Source organism: Chryseobacterium taichungense (genome assembly GCF_900109935.1).
In the GTDB taxonomy this organism is placed as follows: Bacteria; Bacteroidota; Bacteroidia; order Flavobacteriales; family Weeksellaceae; genus Chryseobacterium; species Chryseobacterium taichungense.
The window spans coordinates 68,631-86,519 of the sequence record NZ_FOBV01000002.1; the positions used below are offsets into that span (position 1 = coordinate 68,631).

Sequence of the window (17,889 nt, forward strand, 5' to 3'; positions counted from 1 at the left end):
CTGATACATTGTTACATTAATCTATGAAAAACCTAGTTGTACTCGTTTCAGGCTCAGGAAGCAATCTTCAGCGAATTATCGATACCATTGATAGCGGAGAAATCCGGAATGCAAAAATATCGTTGGTAGTGGCTGACAGGGATTGTTACGGACTTGAAAGAGCAAAAAATCATAATATAGACAACGTTCTGATTCAAAGAGGCAAAAACTTCAGCAGTGAATTGAGTAAAATGATTCCTGAAAATACAGATTTAATCGTGTTGGCAGGATTTCTTTCAATTCTAAAACCAGAATTTTGTGAAAAGTGGAACGGTAAAATAATCAACATTCATCCGGCGTTGCTTCCGAAATTCGGAGGAAAAGGAATGTGGGGACATTATGTTCACAATGCGGTAATTGAAGCGAAGGAAAAAGAAAGCGGAGCCACGGTACATTTTGTAACGTCAGGAATTGATGAAGGAGAAGCTATTCTTCAGAAATCATTTGAAATTACAGAAAATGACACTCCGGAAACCGTAGCAGAAAAAGTTCATCAAATTGAGTATGAAATTTTCCCAAAAGCCATAAACAAAGTATTAAATAATGTACCAATTTAGTAATGTAACAATTTACCAATCTAAATGATTGATACATTGTTATACTGATACATTATTATATTAATACAAAGCACAATTAGATTTTATTATTTCGAAAAACAAGAAAATCTAAGTAAAAATAATAGACCGGAGGTGAAAGAACCGGTCCACAGTTTGAAATAGCTGTAAAAAGTAATTGAAAGTAAAAGTTCTTTAAGTCGTGGAGTCCTGAAAGGACGACCTACATCAGGATAGGATGAAAGTCCTATTAGATTGTAAAATGAAAGTCCTGAAAGGACGACCTACATTAGGATAGGATGAAAATCCTATCAGATTATAAATGAAAGTCCCGAAAGGACGACCTACATCAGGATAGGATGAAAGTCCTATCAAATTGTAAATGAAGAACAATTACAAAGAAAAAATTGAAAGTAAGATGAGCAAAAAAAGAGTTTTAATCAGTGTTTCTGACAAAAGCGGATTGATCGAATTCGCACAGTTTCTCGAAGCCCAGAATTATGAATTGATCTCTACAGGAGGAACATTCAAACATTTGAAAGATGCTGGTTTAAATCCGATTCAGATTGATGAGGTGACCGATTTCCCAGAAATGTTAGATGGAAGAGTGAAAACATTACACCCGAAAGTTCACGGTGGATTATTGGCCGTTCGTTCCAACGAAGAGCACATGAAAACCGTTCAGGAACATGAAATTGGACTGATCGACATGGTGATCGTGAATCTTTATCCTTTCTTTGAAAATGTAAACAAAGACATTTCTCTACATGAAAAAGTAGAATTTATCGACATAGGTGGTCCTTCAATGCTTCGTTCTGCGGCCAAAAACTTTGATTCTGTAACGGTAATTACTGACGTGGAAGATTATGCGGCGGTAAAAATCGAAATGGAGCAAAACGGTGATACCTACATCGAAACCCGTAAAAAACTCGCAGGAAAAGTATTCAATCTTACTTCTGCGTATGACGCAGCGATTTCAAGAATGCTTTTGGAAGAAGACTATCCAACTTATTTAAATGCCTCTTACAAAAAAGTTTCTGACCTGAGATATGGTGAAAACCCGCATCAGACAGCCGCTTACTACGTTTCTACTTTCGAAAACGGTGCCATGAAAGATTTCGAGCAATTGGGAGGTAAGGAATTGTCTTTCAACAATCTTCGTGATATGGATCTTTGCTGGAAAGTAGTAACAGAGTTCAAAGAAGAAATGGCTTGTTGTGCTGTAAAACATTCCACACCTTGTGGCGTTGCGATCGGAACTTCAGCGTTGGAAACGTATCAGAAGACTTTCGAATGCGATCCTGTTTCTATCTTTGGCGGAATTGTTGCAATGAACTACAAAATCGACGCAGCAACAGCAGAAGAATTAAATAAAACGTTCCTTGAAATCGTAATGGCTCCTGAATTTGATGAGGAAGCGCTGGAAATTTTAAGAAAGAAAAAGAATGTAAGAATTATAAAAATCGTAAACCCTGTTTCCGACAAACAGACTTGGGTGAAGATCGACGGAGGAATTCTTGTTCAGGACAACGACAGTATCTTCTCTGAAGATATTAAAGTCGTTACTGAAACTCAGCCTACGGAAGAGCAGAAAAAAGCATTATTATTCTCTCAGAGAGTAGTAAAATACGTTAAATCAAATGCTATTGTAGTTTCCAACGGAATTCAGGCTTTCGGAATCGGTGGCGGACAGGTAAACAGAATCTGGGCAACCCAACAGGCAATTGAAAGAGCCAAAGAAAAGTTCTCAGGCGAATTGGTGTTGGCTTCGGACGCATTTTTCCCTTTCCGTGACGTAGTAGATTTCTGCGCTCAGGAAGGTATCACAGCGATCATCCAGCCAGGAGGAAGTGTAAAAGACCAGGACAGCATTGATGCAGCCAATGAGCACAACATTCCGATGATGTTTACCGGAATCAGACACTTCTTACATTAATTGAAAAGCAATAAGCTATTAGCAATTGGCAATTGGCTAAAATTATATTTTGAGATTGTATTTATAGCATTCAAAATTATATATTTGTAAATTATAGACTAGATAATTAAATAAAGTATGAGAATATTAATCATAGGTGAAGGTGGAAGAGAATCTGCTTTGGCTGTTAAACTTCAGGATGATTCGAGAATTACTAAGATGTTTTTCGCCAACGGAAACGCGACCACTGATGTAATAGGAAAAAATGTTCATTTATCAGAGATTAAAGAACTGAGAGATTTCGCAATCAAAGAAAAGATTGATTTAACGATCGTTGGTCCCGAAGCACCGCTGGTAGCCGGTTTGAAGGATGAATTTAAAAAACACGATCTTAAAGTTTTTGGTCCCGCTCACAAAGTGGCAAGCCTCGAAGGAAGTAAGGCTTTCTCTAAAAAATTCATGCAGACCTATGATATCAAAACAGCAAAAGCTGAAGTATTTGATTCATACAATGAGGCTAAACAGTATGTTCAGACCCAGCAATATCCTCTGGTAATCAAAGCGAGCGGACTGGCTGGCGGAAAAGGTGTCGTGATTTGCGATACTGTGGAAGAAGCGGAAGCTACCATTCATGATTTCATGATCAGAAGGATCTTTGGAGATGCCGGAATCCGTTTAGTGATCGAAGAATACCTGGAAGGGTTTGAAGCGTCAATCATAGCTTTCTCAAACGGGGAAAAACTTTTCCCTTGTGTTGCTGCCAAAGACTACAAAAAAGCAGGAAACGGCGATACCGGACCGAATACAGGAGGGATGGGGTGTGTTGCTCCAAGCCCTGAATTTACGCAGACCCACTACGAAGACTTTGAAAAAAATATTATGCAGCCTACGCTTAACGGGCTTAAAGCAGAAGGCCTCGGGTTTAAAGGAATCATTTTCTTCGGATTAATGGTCACCAAAAACGGAACGTATCTTCTGGAATATAACATGAGATTCGGAGACCCTGAAACGCAGGTATTAATGGCCTTAATGGAAAACAATCTTCTTGATGTTATCCAGGATTGTATGGACGGGAAAGAGATCGAACTTAAGTTTAAAGACGAAAAAGCCGTTTGCCTGGTAATGTGCTCAGGAGGATATCCTAGAAATATCGAATTAGGTTTCGAGATTGTAGGAGAAGACAAAATGAAATACAGCAAGCTTTTATACGCAGGTGCCATCAGGAAAGGTGATAAAGTAGTTTCCAACGGAGGCAGGGTACTGAACATCGTAGCGACTGGGGCCACTTATGAAGATGCTCGCAAGAAAGTTTACGAAGATGCAAGTCATGTACATTTCGATTACGGCTTCTACAGAGAAGACATCGGAAAGTTCTAACATAAATCACGAAAAAAGATTTGGAGAAATCCAGGTCTTTTTTTGTAAAGGTTTCATCATTTAAAAGATTTCCATCAATAGGATCGGGCAATGTCATCCTGAGCTTGTCGAAGGAAGCCCGATTAACAAAAAAGAAATCACATCGGCTTTAGCCAAAACGTAAAAGATTAATTAAAAATATTTGAGTTAAATTTTAATTTAAAATAAACCCGATTTTTGTCATTTCGTAGGAATCTCTACTGCAATGATAAAAATGTAAATGTTTAGATTCCTATGTAATGACAAATACTCTTTTAAAGGTTTAAAATAATTAAAAACTCATCATTTATCAATCATCATTCATCAATTATAAAAAATGAACAACGGTATTATCATATTAGATTTCGGATCACAGTACAACCAGCTTATCGGAAGAAGGATACGTGAAATGGGAGTATATTCTGAAATTTTGCCTTTCAATACACCATTAGAAACAATTTTAGAAAAGCAGCCAAAAGGAATTATCCTTTCAGGAGGGCCAAGTTCTGTAAATGCAGAAAATGCCCATCTGGTACAAAAAGAACTATATGAGCAGGGAATTCCTGTTTTGGGAATCTGCTACGGAATGCAGTTGACGGCACACCTTTTAGGCGGTAAAGTACATAAAGGCGTAAAAGGTGAGTACGGAAAAGCTCATCTTGAAATCGTAAAAGAAAGTTCTTTGTTAAAGGGCGTTACCAACAATTCTATCGTTTGGATGAGCCACTTTGATGAAGTAGGACAATTGCCTCCAGGCTTTGAGTTGAATGCACAATCAGGCGTAATTGCTTCCATGGCCAATGAAGACAAGAAAATCTATTGCGTGCAGTTCCACCCGGAGGTTTCCCATACCGAAGAAGGCGGAAAAATGTTGGAGAATTTCGTGTTCGGAATCTGTGATGCAGAAAAAAACTGGAAGCTTACAAACTATATCGAGAAAACAGTTGCCGAAATCCGTGAAAGAGTAGGAGATCAGAAAGTGATCCTTGGACTTTCCGGTGGGGTAGATTCCTCTGTTGCAGCCGTATTAATTCACAGGGCTATCGGCGATCAGCTGACATGTATCTTCGTTGATACAGGGCTTTTAAGAAAAGATGAAGGCAAAAAAGTGATGGATAACTATGGAGAACATTTCCATATGAACATTAAGCTGGTAGATGCTTCCGAAAGATTTTTATCTAAGCTGGCCGGAGTTGATGACCCTGAAGCAAAAAGAAAAATCATCGGAAACGAATTCATTCATGTTTTTGATGAAGAATCTCATAAGATTGAAGGTGCCAAATTCTTAGCTCAGGGAACAATTTATCCCGATGTTATTGAAAGCCAGTCCGTGAATGGCCCTTCAGCAGTGATCAAGTCTCACCACAATGTAGGTGGTCTTCCCGAAGAAATGGAGTTTGAACTCCTTGAGCCTCTAAGAGAATTATTTAAAGATGAAGTAAGAAAAGTAGGAGAAGAGCTTGGAATTCCTCATCATTTGGTACACAGACATCCTTTCCCGGGTCCTGGTTTGGGAATCAGAGTATTGGGAGCCGTTGATGCTGAAAAAGTAAGAATTCTTCAGGAAGCAGATGATATTTTCATTGAAGAATTATATAAAAATGATTTATATGAAAAAGTTTCCCAGGCGTTCGTTGTGCTTCTTCCGGTAAAATCGGTCGGCGTAATGGGCGATGAGAGAACGTACGAATATACAGCAGTTGTGCGTTCTGCCAACACCATCGACTTCATGACAGCCACGTGGAGCAGACTTCCTTACGAGTTTTTAGATACCGTTTCAAGCAGAATCATCAACGAAGTAAGAGGAATCAACAGAGTAGCGTATGATATTTCAAGCAAACCGCCTGCAACCATTGAGTGGGAATAGTTTTGATTTGAATTTACATATAAATCCTGCCTTCGGGCGGGATTTTTTGGTTTAATGGTTGAAATTATTAGAAGCTTTTCCAGCTTGGAGTTTATGCTGAGCCTGTCGAAGTACTATATCTTTTTGGTTACGGCCTCATGAACTACATTCGTAAACTTCTTTTGTCATCCCGTAGGGATCTAAACGTAGTATTAGAATTATTTATCAGTCTTGGCGATTCTTATAATTTCGGTTTAATATTCAAACCATCATTCTATATTTTACCAATATTAGTTTAAATATTAGTAAGGTTATTTTAGATGTTAGCACCGTTGGCTTAGATATTCGTAATGTAAGTTTAGATATTAGCATTGTCATTGTATATTTTAGCAATGTGGCTTTATAAATTCGCATTGTTGACTTAGATATTAACACTGTTGATTTAAATATTAGCAATGTCATTTTAAATATTGGCAGTGTAGATTTAGATATTCGCGATGTCATTTTAAATAGTAGCAGTGTAGATTTAGATATTAGCAACGTTGTTTAAGATATTCACATTGTGATTTTAAATATTCGCACCATTAGTTTAAATATGAGGACTCCATTTAAGGTATTAGCAACTTTAGGAAAAATGTTGTTAGCACAATTGTAAACAGTTATAACATAATTTATAAAATGGAAGGAAAAATATTCAGGTAGCTGGAAGAAGTGTCAGATTTTTACTAAATTTAGGTAAAATTACATCAAATGCAAATTGAAACAAGAACACTCACTGTTCAAGATTATCCAGGACTGGTAGAGACAATGAAGAGGGCTTATCCACAAATGTCAGAATATGTGTGGTCTAAAAAAAGTATAGAGAAACTAACCAAAATATTTCCTCAGGGACAGATCTGCATTACGGTTGATGGTAAGCTGGCAGCTGTAGCGCTTTCCATCATTGTTGATTATGATGAGTTCGGAGACGATCATACCTACAGCGATATTACAGGCAATTATACATTTAATACCCATACTTCCACAGGAAATGTCTTGTACGGAATCGAAGTTTTTGTCGACCCGGAATTTCGTGAGCTTCGCCTGGGAAGAAGGTTATATGATGCGCGCAAAGAGCTTTGCGAATTACTGAATTTGAGATCTATCATTTTAGGAGGAAGAATTCCGAACTATCATAAGCATAGTGAATTATCACCGAGGGAATACATCCGCAGGGTTCGTGATAAGGAAATCTATGATCCCGTTTTATCATTTCAGCTTTCCAACAATTTTCTGCCCATAAGAGTGCTGAAAAAATATCTTCCCGAAGACGAATCGTCAAAAGAAAATGCGGTGCTCCTGCAATGGAATAATATATACTACAGCAAAAAACCGAACACCATGCAGGACAGCATTATCCGTCTGGGACTTGTACAGTGGCAGATGAGACACTTTAAAGATATTGATGCTTTCTACGAGCAGGTCGAGTTTTTTGTTGATGTGATGGGCGATTATAAAGCCGATTTTGTCCTTTTCCCTGAATTGTTCAACACTCCGCTGCTCGCTCCTTTTAACAAACTTTCTGAGCGTGACAGTATGATTGAGCTGGCAAAATTAACGGAAGAGATCAAAATGAAAATTTCTGATCTGGCCATCAGTTATAATGTAAATATCATTTCAGGGAGCATGCCTGTTTTCGAAAACAATGAACTGTACAATGTAAGTTATCTCCTGCACCGCGACGGAAGAACCGATGAATACAGGAAAATTCACATCACCCCAAACGAAAGAAAATACTATGGAATGAAGGGTGGAAACGAAATCAAGGTTTTCGATACCGACTGCGGGAAAATCGGACTGGTAATCTGTTATGACGTGGAATTTCCCGAACTTCCGAGAATTCTTGCGGATGAAGGAATGAAAATTCTTTTCGTTCCATACCTTACCGATACTCAGAATGCATACATGAGAGTTCGCCACTGTGCGGCTGCGAGAGCCATTGAAAACGAATGTTATGTTGCCATTGCGGGATGCGTCGGAAACCTTCCGGGAGTTAATAATATGGATATTCAGTTTGGTCAGGCAGCGGTTTTCACTCCGTCAGATTTTGCCTTTCCATCGAATGCAATCAAAGGAGAAGCTACCCCGAATACAGAAATGACCCTCATTGTTGATGTGGATTTAAATCTTCTCAAAGATCTTCATCACCATGGCTCTGTTCAGGTAATGAAAGACCGTAGAAAAGATCTCTATGAAACTTACTTAAAATAGCGTTTATTTTTAACAATATTCAAACCTCTCGAAACGGGAGGTTTTTATTTATGTTTAAACTTCATTTGAGCGTCTGGATTTTTAGAAAATTTCAGATGAAATCAACATTGTAAAACTTTTGATATAGTATCTGTCTCGTAATCATCTTATTGATGGATAATAATAAAACAATTTTGAAGAGCAATGTCAACTGAAATGCTTGTAATATTAATATTTAAATATCAATATTTTAAATATATTGTATTATCATTTAGTTTTATTTAAATTTGTAAAAATAGTTTAGTCTAAGTACAGCTAATATCACACCCTAATTTTTAATTTTAAAAATAAAATCATAAAATATACCATGAAACAACAATTTTTTTATAACTCTTTACTCGGTGATAAAATATTTTCAATAGTAAACTTTCTTAAAATTTAAACAAATCGCCGAAATTTATTTTATTCAGTAAAAAACTATACACCATAATTTTCACATATTATACCAATTAGGATGAAATTTGACTACAAAGAAATACACATAGGAAGCATCATACAAACCCGTGTAGCAGATACGGCAACTGATCTGGAACGAATTTGTAAATTCATGAAATCTACAAAAGAACAAATCGAAGAAATGTATCAGTCAAAAAGCCTGGACAGTGATATTCTCATGAGATGGAGCAAGCTTCTGGAATACGATTTCTTCAGAATATATTCTCAACATCTTATCCTCTATGCCCCGCCTTCCAAGGTTGATAAGCAGGAAGAAAAAAAATCTCAGCTTCCCAATTTCAGGAAGAGTATCTATACCCGCGAAGTCATCGATTTTATTGTTGAGCTTATCGAAACTCAGGAAAAAACAATGCCTCAGATCGTTAAAGAATACAGAATCCCAAAATCGACACTACACAGATGGACTAAGAAATACGGAAATATTAATAATGATTAACAATGAAAAAGAATACTTCTCAGCCCGATTTCAAAAGAATATATACCGACATTCTGGAAAAAAAGTTCCCGGAAAAGAAGAAGCTTTGTGAGAAAATATTAAATAAAAAGACATTTTCAGAGCTTGATGTTATTGCCATTAACAATATCATATTTGCTCCGGTATCAAAAGATATTATTAAATCTAATCAGCAGCACAGATCTTACAGCAAATCGACCATTATTAAGATTCTGGAATTTCAGAAACAACACGGCCTCAATAATACCAAGCTTGCTTTACATTACAAACTTAGCCGTAATACCGTTTCAAGATGGAAAAAACTTTTTGTCGTTTAAAGCTGTTTATTACTCAGTAATCCGTTTATTAGGAATGGTTTTTGAAATAATTGTGGCTTGTTTTTCTTATTTTTATAATTATGTTTGACAAGCAACAAAGAAAACTGAAAAGATCTGCCAAATTAATTTCCGTATTGAGTAAATACGGATTTAAAGATCTTTTGTCAAGGATGAACGTCGGAAATAAACCTGTTGAAATTTCCAACAATCCGGAAGAAATTATTTCAAAAGATACCGTTTATGAGAGAATAAGGCTGGCTCTTGAAGAGTTGGGACCAACTTTTGTAAAGCTTGGCCAGACCTTCAGCAACAGGGAAGATCTTCTTCCACCGGAATTGATTCAGGAGCTGCAGAAACTTCAGGATAAGGTTGATAAAATTGAAATGAATGTCGCTGAAATCCTTGAAAATGAATTCAATATTTCTGTTGCCGATCACTTTTCCGATATTCAGAAAGATCCTCTAGCCACGGCTTCCATTGCACAGGTTTACAAGGCTACATTGACAGACGGATCGCCGGTTATTTTAAAGATCAAAAAACCGGACGTACAGGTGGTCATAGAAGATGATTTGCTGCTCATCAAAGATATTGAAAGACTCATTTCATCATATTCTGAAATCGGCGATAAACTTAATCTCAAGCAGGCTATTTCAACATTTGAAAAATCTTTGCTGGAAGAAGTTTCTTTAATCAATGAGAAAGAAAATATTCTTCAGTTCAGAAGGAATTTTAAGAATAATAAAGAAACGTATGTTCCGGAAGTCTATGAAGAATTTTCCAACAATAATGTTCTGTGTATGGAATTTATTGATGGGATTAAAGTTACAGATAAAGCATCGCTTTTAGCCAATTCTATAGATCCTGTAAATGTTTCAGAAACCGGATTGAGACTTTTTGTTTCACAGATTCTCGATTACGGCTTTTTTCATGCAGATCCTCATGCCGGAAATATTTTGGTTAAAAAAGACGGAAAAGTTGTTTTCATAGATTTCGGAGCGGTAGGTAAAATTCCTCCCAATGATAAGGAAGTCTTGGAAAATCTTATCGTAAGTTTCGTTGCCAAAAATCCTCATAAGATTGTACGCTATCTTAAGAAAATGGCAATCAGCTATCAGATCCCCGATGAAAGAAGGTTTGAAGGTGATGTTGAAGATATCCTGGAATTCGTTCACAGCACTTCGCTCAAGGAAATTGATCCTCATGCGGTTATGAATAAGATGAAGGATGTCCTGAAAGATAACCGTCTTTACATGCCCGATTATTTTTATCTTTTATTCAAAGGAATAGGCCTGATCGAAGGCGTTGGCCGAACCATTAATCCGGATCTGGATGTTGTGAAAAGCTTACATCCGTATACCAAGAAAATATTTGCCAGGAAAATTAGTCCGCAGAATATTCTCAAGACAGGCATGGATAAAGTGATGAATTTTACAGATAATGTAGATGAAATCCCAAGGGAATTGCGTTCTGTTCTGCAGAAATTGGACGAGAATAAATTCACGGTTTCCAGTGAGATCAAGAATATCGAAAAAACGAATCAATTAATAAAGTCAAGTATTGTTAATTTAATGCTTGCGATGATTCTTGGTGCCAATATCATTGCTACGGCGATTGTTTTTGTTTCTGAATCTGGACCAAAGGTCGGTGAAATGTCTTTGGTGGCGGTGCTGGGATTTATTTTTTCAATTTTACTGGTTATTATTATTCTGTTAAGGATTACAAGAAAATAATTGTTGAGATGCTTCGACTTCGCTCAGCATGATATCGCTATAAATTTTTCTTTAAACAGTTAGAATCAGAAGTGTCATGCTGAGCTTGTTGAAGCATCTCTATTCCAAAAAACTACCATTATCCATCTGCGAAACTTCTCGCCAAAGTTTAAAAAATTAATTACCTATCTTTGCAAAATGGAAAAACTCACTTTTGCAGATTTTGAACTTCCCGTTAAAATTCTTGATGTTTTAGCAGATCTGGAATTATTCGAACCTACACCCATTCAGGAAAAAAGTCTGAAGCCAATTCTTTCAGGACGCAATGTCATGGGAATTGCACAGACCGGTACAGGAAAAACACTGGCGTATCTTTTGCCTGTTCTCAAAAGCTGGAAATATAATAAAAACGGAAATCCTACAGTTCTTATTCTTGTTCCTACCAGAGAACTTGTTGTTCAGGTAACGGAAATTCTTGAAACGTTGACAGAAAATATCACTGCAAGAGTAATCGGTATCTACGGTGGGAAAAATATCAATACGCAAAAGCTTTTATTTGACGGAGGCTGTGATATTCTTGTGGGAACACCCGGAAGAGTAATGGATCTCGCGATCGATAATGCTATTTCTTTAAAAGAAGTTCAGAAGCTGATCATCGATGAGTTTGATGAAATGCTGAATCTTGGTTTCAGACCTCAGCTGACGCATATATTTGAAATGATGAAAGAAAAGAGACAGAATATTCTTTTTTCTGCTACCATGACGGAAGCGGTAGATGAAATGCTGGACGAATATTTTGCAAGTCCGGTTGAAATTTCACTGGCGAAATCAGGAACTCCCCTTGAAAAGATTGAACAGACTGCCTATAAAGTTGAGAATTTTAATACCAAAATCAATCTTCTTGAACATTTGTTGAAGAAAGATTCAGATATGTCGAAAGTCTTAATCTTCAATAATAACAAGAAAAATGCAGATCTTCTTTTTAATAAAATTGATGAGCTTTTCCCTGAACAGTTTGATGTTATTCACTCGAATAAATCACAAAATTACAGGCTCAAGGCGATGAAACGCTTTGAAAATGAAGAAATAAGAGGTTTGATTACTACGGATGTAATGGCAAGAGGTCTGGATATTTCAGATATTACGCATGTAATCAATTTTGAAACTCCGGATGTTCCCGAGCAGTATATCCACAGAATCGGTAGAACGGGTAGAGCAGATAAAGACGGGAAAGCGGTAACATTTGTTACGAAAAAGGAAGAACCGCTGATTCTTGATATTGAATTGCTGATGGATAAGGAGCTAAAATTCATTGACTTCCCTGAAGAAGTGAAGATTAATCCTAAAAAGATAGCATCAGAAGAAGAACAGATCGCTATGAAAAATCCTGCTCAGGTAAAATTAAACGATGGTGGGGGAGCTTTCCATGAGAAGAAGGCAAAGAATACAAAAGAAAACTGGGGAGGCCCGTCTAAAAGAAAAGCACCCAAAAAGTTTGGGGCAAACAGGGCTCAGCAAAAAGCAATCTCGAAATCTAAAAGAAAGAAATAAAATAACTCCCGAAATTTTCGGGAGTTATTGTTATAATTAAAAGCTGTTTAAACTTTTTATATAACCACAAAAGTTACAAAAGATGAGCTCAATTTTATCTAAAGTTGATGATGATAAATGAAAAAAGTGCACAATAGCCTTAAAAAATCTTCGATTTTTATTCTTTTGAGAACGCGGTTATTTCTGCAAGTATTTTAAAAAAGCTTTAAGTTAAAATAATTTTTAGGTTAATTAAACTCATCGTCATCTTCATCAAGGAAATCAAGTTCATCATCGTTCTGAATATGATCATGAGCTATTCCCGGCGGATTAAAAAGACCCCAATCATCAACAATAAAATGTTTCCGGTTAAATCCTGCTAACCAATCTACAAATAATATCCGGAAATCTTCGATGAGTTCTCTGATCAGATTATAATATTTGGCATCTGCAAATCCGAACATTTCAAGATTGTTTCCGCTCACCAGAATATCTTTTCCGGCTTTTCGGATGATGGCTGCATTTTCCATTTTAATATCATAAAGCTTTACTGCTTCGGCACCTCTTATTTTAGCTTGAATAAGCATGATGTCCCCCAGTATTTGCTGCTTTATGGTTTGAAGATACATATTGTCTTCAGGAAAAAGATCTGTAATAATCCTCAATGTTTGATGGATTTCTTCAGCTTTTTGGTAGAGTGGTGTATTTTTGAAAGATCCGTGCATTTATTTCATATAAGGTTGCATCACTGAAGTCCACAACTGATAGCCTTCCGGAGTCATGTGAAGCATATCTCCTACAAACAGGTCTTTTCTCACATTTCCCTTGCTATCCTGCATCACTTTTGTAATATCGATGAATTCAGAATTAGGTTCTTTTTTCATGAAAGCGGCAATCTTTTTATTGGCTTCTTTCATTTGTGGCCATAGCTTTTCGCGGCTTGGAGAATATTTAATCGAAATATAATCCACTTCAATAGTTGGAAATTTAGATCTTATTTTCTTATAAAAAGTTTTGAACCTATCTACAACGACATCGGCTTTTAATTTGTCATCATCGGCAAAATCATTCTCACCACAGTAAATAATAATCTGTTTAGGATCGTAATTTAAGAGATCGTTCGCATAATAATTGAGGTCCGTTAATCTCGAACCGCCGAATCCTCTGTTGATGATTTGTTTGTCTGGAAAATAAGTAGCAACATCCGTCCATTTGGTAAATGATGAGCTTCCTATTAAAAGGATGGCATCTTTAGGAGGCGTTGTTTCCTGATCCTGTTTTTTGAAATTCTGGATGTCCTGCCAGAACATCGGTTTTTTTTCCTGTGAAAAGAAAAGAGCAAAAGTCAGCAATAGAAATGCTGATAACATCTTCTTCATTGTTTAATCATTTTAAAATTTCTATCTCATAAAAAACTCCCGTATTTCCGGGAGTTTATTTTTTATCTTTTATAAGAAATGTAAGTGTAGTCAATCACCTGATCTCCGTCCTGATCAATGTTTCCAAACATTTGCTTAAGCTTCATTTCCGAACTTGTAAGAACAACTACCTGGTATTTTCTCGGACTGTCATTGGTGTATTTGATGGTAAGGTTTTTAGTTTCCGTATCATACTCATACGTACCTTCAGATTTACTGGCAACCTGGCAGTCTGTACCTGTTCCCGAATATCCTGTGTATGCAGTGTAATAATCTGTTCTGTACTCTGTAATATTATTAGCACTACATCCGGTAGGAACATCGGTATCAATGATGGTTTTATCGTCTTTTCCTGAAATTACTTCTGTTTTACTGGTTTTCCATTCACCTTTCATCATATCCATTTCATAAGCTTGGATATCATCATCTTCACATGAACTAAGCACTAATGCTGAAAAGGCAAATAAAAGTAATTGTTTTTTCATTTTTACAAATTTAAGAATATGCTAAAATATAAATAAATTTGAAATATCTCTAATGAATTTCAGCTTTTTTAAACGAATGTTTGTAGAAAAAATAATCTGTGCCGGAAGTTTGAAGCTTGGAAGTTTACTATTATACCGCTTGATTTTTTGGTTTGAGGTTTGAAGATGGATGCTGGAAGTTTATCGTATATACTTAATTTTTTTTAACATAGCGAAATAAACCTCCATCACCCAGCCTCCAGCTTCCAGCTTCCTAATAGCTCATCTCCACAATCTTATAAGCATCCTGAGGAGTAAGCTTTCTGTATTCACCAAGACCTGTCCAGTTTCTTTCTGTAAATGCTTTTTCTACTCTTTCTGCTGTCCCTTGGAAATCTTCCGTGTATTCTGAAAGTTTGGTCTGGATATGCAGGCTATGGAAAAATTCTTCCAGCTTTCTGATTCCGGCTTCTGCTTTTTCCTCAATGCTTCCGTCTTTTATTCCCCAGACTCTTTCTGCATATTGTGCGAGCTTTCCTTTTTTAGTTTCAAAATTATAACGGTAATGAGAAGGAGCAATGATGGCCAGTGTTCTCGCGTGATCTATTCCGAAATAAGCTGTTAGCTCATGGCCCATAGCGTGAACTGCCCAGTCGGTAATAACGCCTTTTTGAATCAGACCATTCAGTGCCATCGTACAGCACCACATGAAATTTGCTGCCGCATCATAATCAAAATCATCCGCCATCACTTTAGGAGCGGTTTCCTGTAGGCTGATCAAAATGCTTTCTGCGATTCGTTCCTGCAGGTCGGCTGACGAAGGAGCCGTCATATATTGTTCCAGTACGTGGGTATAAGCATCGGTAATTCCATTAACGATCTGTCTTGGTGGAATCGTTCTCACTACTTCAGGATCCAACACTGAAAACTGAGGGAACAGTCCTGGGCCTCCCGAAGAAAGCTTTTCATTGGTTTCTCTTCTTGAAATCACATATCCTGAATTCATTTCAGAGCCGGTTGCCGGCAACGTTAATACCGTTCCGAAAGGCATTCCTTCTCCTTCAAAAGTTCTTACCGGTTTTGTAAGGATTTCCCATGGTTCGCCATTATAGTTGGCTGCTGCAGAAAGAAATTTGGTTCCGTCGATTACTGATCCGCCACCCACAGCAAGGAGATAGGTGATCTCTTTCTCTTTGATAAAATTTAAGGCATTGATCAGAACTTCATATTCCGGATTAGCAGGAACTCCGCCGAATTCATAGATCTCATGACCTTTTAGCGCATCTTTTACCTGGTCATAAACACCATTGTTTTTAATGCTTCCGCCACCGTAGATCATTAAGATTTTAGCGTCTTGTGGAATTTCTTTGGATATTTTGGCAATTTCACCTTTTCCGAAAAGTATTTTGGTTGGATTTTTAAACTCGAAATTAAGCATTGTTCTTTGATTTATTTTGATTCAAATGTACGCAATGCTCACTGAAAATTGAGTTAAGAAAGTTTTAAAATTCTAATGGTTGATTTTTATTAAAACTATCGGATTTATTATAAGTAATGTTTCGTCAATTCGATTGAAATTCTGAAAGAATTTTGTATCGAGAACGGAAGTCTTAATTATCAAAAGTTCTCGATACGCTTTCTCCATTGTATTGCAAAACCTACTCGAACTGACGTATTAAAGTATTTTATATGTAAAGTAAAATTCAGGCATTCAGTTGAGGCCATCAACTACTTCGATGAGACCGTCAAGTACTCCGAACAGGGAATCAACCAGTTCAATGAAGCAATCAAGTGTTTAGAATGAGCGATCAACCATTCCGAAGAGGCAATCAATCACTCCGAAGAGACAATCAACCATTCCGAAGAGACATTTAACCACTCCGAAGAGCCGATCAAGTAGTCCGAAGAGGCAATCAAGTACAATTTGTTATTTTTCAATGGTTTATAGCTTTGTTGAAAAAGGTGAATCAGTTAAACAATACGCTGTATAACAGACTTCAGATATATTTTTGAACGTAAAAAGTAAGTCTGTGTATGAAATAAATAGCGAATATTATAGAAATAGAACTGACGTATTTTATATTAATAAGTTCCATTGCTTTTTACCTCTTGTTTTCCCGTTTTCCTGTTGATTTTAACGGAAAAAGATTCTTTATTTTCAGCATTGTTTATAAGCTTGGTGAGATAAAGAGAAATATATTTGTCATCCATTTTATAAGAACTGCCCAATGAATTACTCGTATCAACAGTATAACCATACGTATTGGCTATTAAAATAGCTTCCGGAAGATTATCGACAGTTCCGATAAAATCTCTCAGTTGCTGCTCAGTAGAAAAATATTTCGTTTTACCTTTTTCACAGGCCAGCAGGTAAGAAAAGCAATCTTCTCCCAGGCATTTCTGGAAAAATCCTTTCCCCGGAGCAGGATCATTTAATGTCATAAAATCCGGTGTTTGACTTTCATAAATAACCGCTGTGTCGGGATCAGGATTATTGCGAAGTACCGACCAATAATCGTACTTTTTGTCAGGAACAATAAAAGGGAAAAGCAATTCGGGATTATCCAAAATTTCCGGGATCTTTTTGTAATCTGCGGGAACAGTTTTCTGGCCGAAAACCAAAACTGAACATAGAAATACAACCGGAATTAACAATTTCATTTTAGAGTATGTTTAAATTATAATTTATTTTTAACATTAAGGAATTAAGCCCCTTCAGCTTAAAAAACTTAATAAAAATCAATTTATTGATTCTTAACCGTAATAAAGTCTAACTTACTAAAATTGACTACGTCGAATCTAAAGATTTCTTAATCTTAAATAAAGAATAAACAAAGTTTATTTAATTTAGAAAATTAAGAAAAAACGATAAATAAATTTACTGGAATATAATTTTGTAATACCCGTTTTCATCTTTTACATCAATTCCAACTCCTGTAAAGGTAATTTTATTGATCTGAAACCCTTCGCAACCGCTGTTAAATTCGGATGACTGTATAGAAAAATCAAAGAGCTTGACATTAGAATAAAACTTATAATTTTTTGTCCCGTCGTAGGCACCTACATTTTCCAGCAACACTCTGTTGTCTGAAGTTTTTGTCAGCTGTACTCCTGTCTGATTTTCATCCTGAATGGAATAGGTAGTTATTGTTCCGTTGGCAATAAGATTTTCATCGGCAGCATTCACGAATTCAAAAACAACGGGTTGGGGAGCATTGTAGCAGTCTTCACCGCAGGCGGTGAAGAGGAGAAGGGGAAGGAGGAATAGGATGAATTTTTTCATGGGATTGATTTTGTGAGTTGTAAAAATAATTATTAAAGTTCTGCTATCAAAATTATGGGTGAAGGAGTTATAAAAACAGGTGTTTTTAAGGTCAATATACGCTTTAAATATATAAATATTAATATTACATTGATAAATATTGATTTAAAATATACTAGTTTAAGTTTTAAACATAAAATGATATATATAAAATATATCTGAATAATTATAATATATGGAA

General features: G+C 36.4%; 15 protein-coding genes. 9 read left to right on the forward strand and 6 right to left on the reverse strand.

The genetic code is table 11. The features are described 5' to 3' along the window. The first annotated feature begins 23 nt into the window (after positions 1 to 23). The 9 genes from purN to BMW64_RS04135 all read left to right on the forward strand — a co-directional run bounded on the left by purN (position 24) and on the right by BMW64_RS04135 (position 12,525). Entirely contained in the window at positions 24 to 596 is a 573-nt protein-coding gene (gene purN, locus BMW64_RS04095) for a phosphoribosylglycinamide formyltransferase (RefSeq protein ID WP_089998621.1), read from the forward strand. Positions 597 to 1,011: 415 nt separating this feature from the next. Continuing rightward, on the forward strand, positions 1,012 to 2,529 hold the full coding sequence (gene purH / locus BMW64_RS04100; protein WP_089999255.1) for a bifunctional phosphoribosylaminoimidazolecarboxamide formyltransferase/IMP cyclohydrolase: 1,518 nt from the start codon (positions 1,012 to 1,014) through the stop codon (positions 2,527 to 2,529). Positions 2,530 to 2,646: 117 nt separating this feature from the next. Then, on the forward strand, positions 2,647 to 3,885 hold the full coding sequence (gene purD, locus BMW64_RS04105) for a phosphoribosylamine--glycine ligase (RefSeq protein WP_089998622.1): 1,239 nt from the start codon (positions 2,647 to 2,649) through the stop codon (positions 3,883 to 3,885). A 355-nt stretch (positions 3,886 to 4,240) separates the two neighbouring features. Then, the gene (gene guaA / locus BMW64_RS04110; RefSeq protein WP_089998624.1) at positions 4,241 to 5,770 is read left to right on the forward strand and encodes a glutamine-hydrolyzing GMP synthase; all 1,530 of its coding nucleotides are present in this window, start codon (positions 4,241 to 4,243) and stop codon (positions 5,768 to 5,770) included. A gap of 729 nt (positions 5,771 to 6,499) precedes the next feature. After that, positions 6,500 to 7,999, forward strand: a complete 1,500-nt coding sequence (locus tag BMW64_RS04115; RefSeq protein ID WP_089998627.1) for a carbon-nitrogen hydrolase family protein — start codon at positions 6,500 to 6,502, stop codon at positions 7,997 to 7,999. Positions 8,000 to 8,492: 493 nt separating this feature from the next. After that, positions 8,493 to 8,930 carry a transposase gene (locus tag BMW64_RS04120; protein WP_089998629.1) on the forward strand — a complete coding sequence of 146 codons (438 nt, stop codon included), beginning with the start codon at positions 8,493 to 8,495 and terminating at the stop codon, positions 8,928 to 8,930. Between the two features lie 2 nt (positions 8,931 to 8,932). Next, entirely contained in the window at positions 8,933 to 9,265 is a 333-nt protein-coding gene (locus tag BMW64_RS04125; RefSeq protein WP_089998630.1) for a transposase, read from the forward strand. Between the two features lie 80 nt (positions 9,266 to 9,345). Further along, positions 9,346 to 10,995 (forward strand): ABC1 kinase family protein, encoded by a 1,650-nt coding sequence (locus BMW64_RS04130; RefSeq protein WP_089998633.1) that lies wholly within the window; start codon positions 9,346 to 9,348, stop codon positions 10,993 to 10,995. Positions 10,996 to 11,172: 177 nt separating this feature from the next. Next, entirely contained in the window at positions 11,173 to 12,525 is a 1,353-nt protein-coding gene (locus BMW64_RS04135) for a DEAD/DEAH box helicase (protein WP_089998635.1), read from the forward strand. A gap of 227 nt (positions 12,526 to 12,752) precedes the next feature. Here the strand turns inward: BMW64_RS04135 and BMW64_RS04140 are convergent, their stop codons facing one another. From BMW64_RS04140 to BMW64_RS04165, 6 genes are all read right to left on the reverse strand, one after another. After that, positions 12,753 to 13,229: a hypothetical protein gene (locus BMW64_RS04140; protein WP_228400829.1), complete on the reverse strand. Its 477-nt coding sequence runs from the start codon at positions 13,227 to 13,229 to the stop codon at positions 12,753 to 12,755. Beyond that, entirely contained in the window at positions 13,230 to 13,883 is a 654-nt protein-coding gene (locus BMW64_RS04145; RefSeq protein ID WP_089998637.1) for a GDSL-type esterase/lipase family protein, read from the reverse strand. A gap of 62 nt (positions 13,884 to 13,945) precedes the next feature. After that, positions 13,946 to 14,407 (reverse strand): lipocalin-like domain-containing protein, encoded by a 462-nt coding sequence (locus BMW64_RS04150; protein WP_089998640.1) that lies wholly within the window; start codon positions 14,405 to 14,407, stop codon positions 13,946 to 13,948. Between the two features lie 253 nt (positions 14,408 to 14,660). Next, positions 14,661 to 15,824, reverse strand: coding sequence for an iron-containing alcohol dehydrogenase (locus BMW64_RS04155; protein ID WP_089998643.1), 1,164 nt, complete (start codon positions 15,822 to 15,824; stop codon positions 14,661 to 14,663). A 644-nt stretch (positions 15,825 to 16,468) separates the two neighbouring features. Next, on the reverse strand, positions 16,469 to 17,047 hold the full coding sequence (locus BMW64_RS04160; protein ID WP_089998644.1) for a hypothetical protein: 579 nt from the start codon (positions 17,045 to 17,047) through the stop codon (positions 16,469 to 16,471). Between the two features lie 217 nt (positions 17,048 to 17,264). Then, complete coding sequence (locus tag BMW64_RS04165; protein ID WP_089998645.1) at positions 17,265 to 17,669, reverse strand: hypothetical protein; 405 nt, start codon at positions 17,667 to 17,669, stop codon at positions 17,265 to 17,267. Between the last annotated feature and the right edge of the window lie 220 nt (positions 17,670 to 17,889).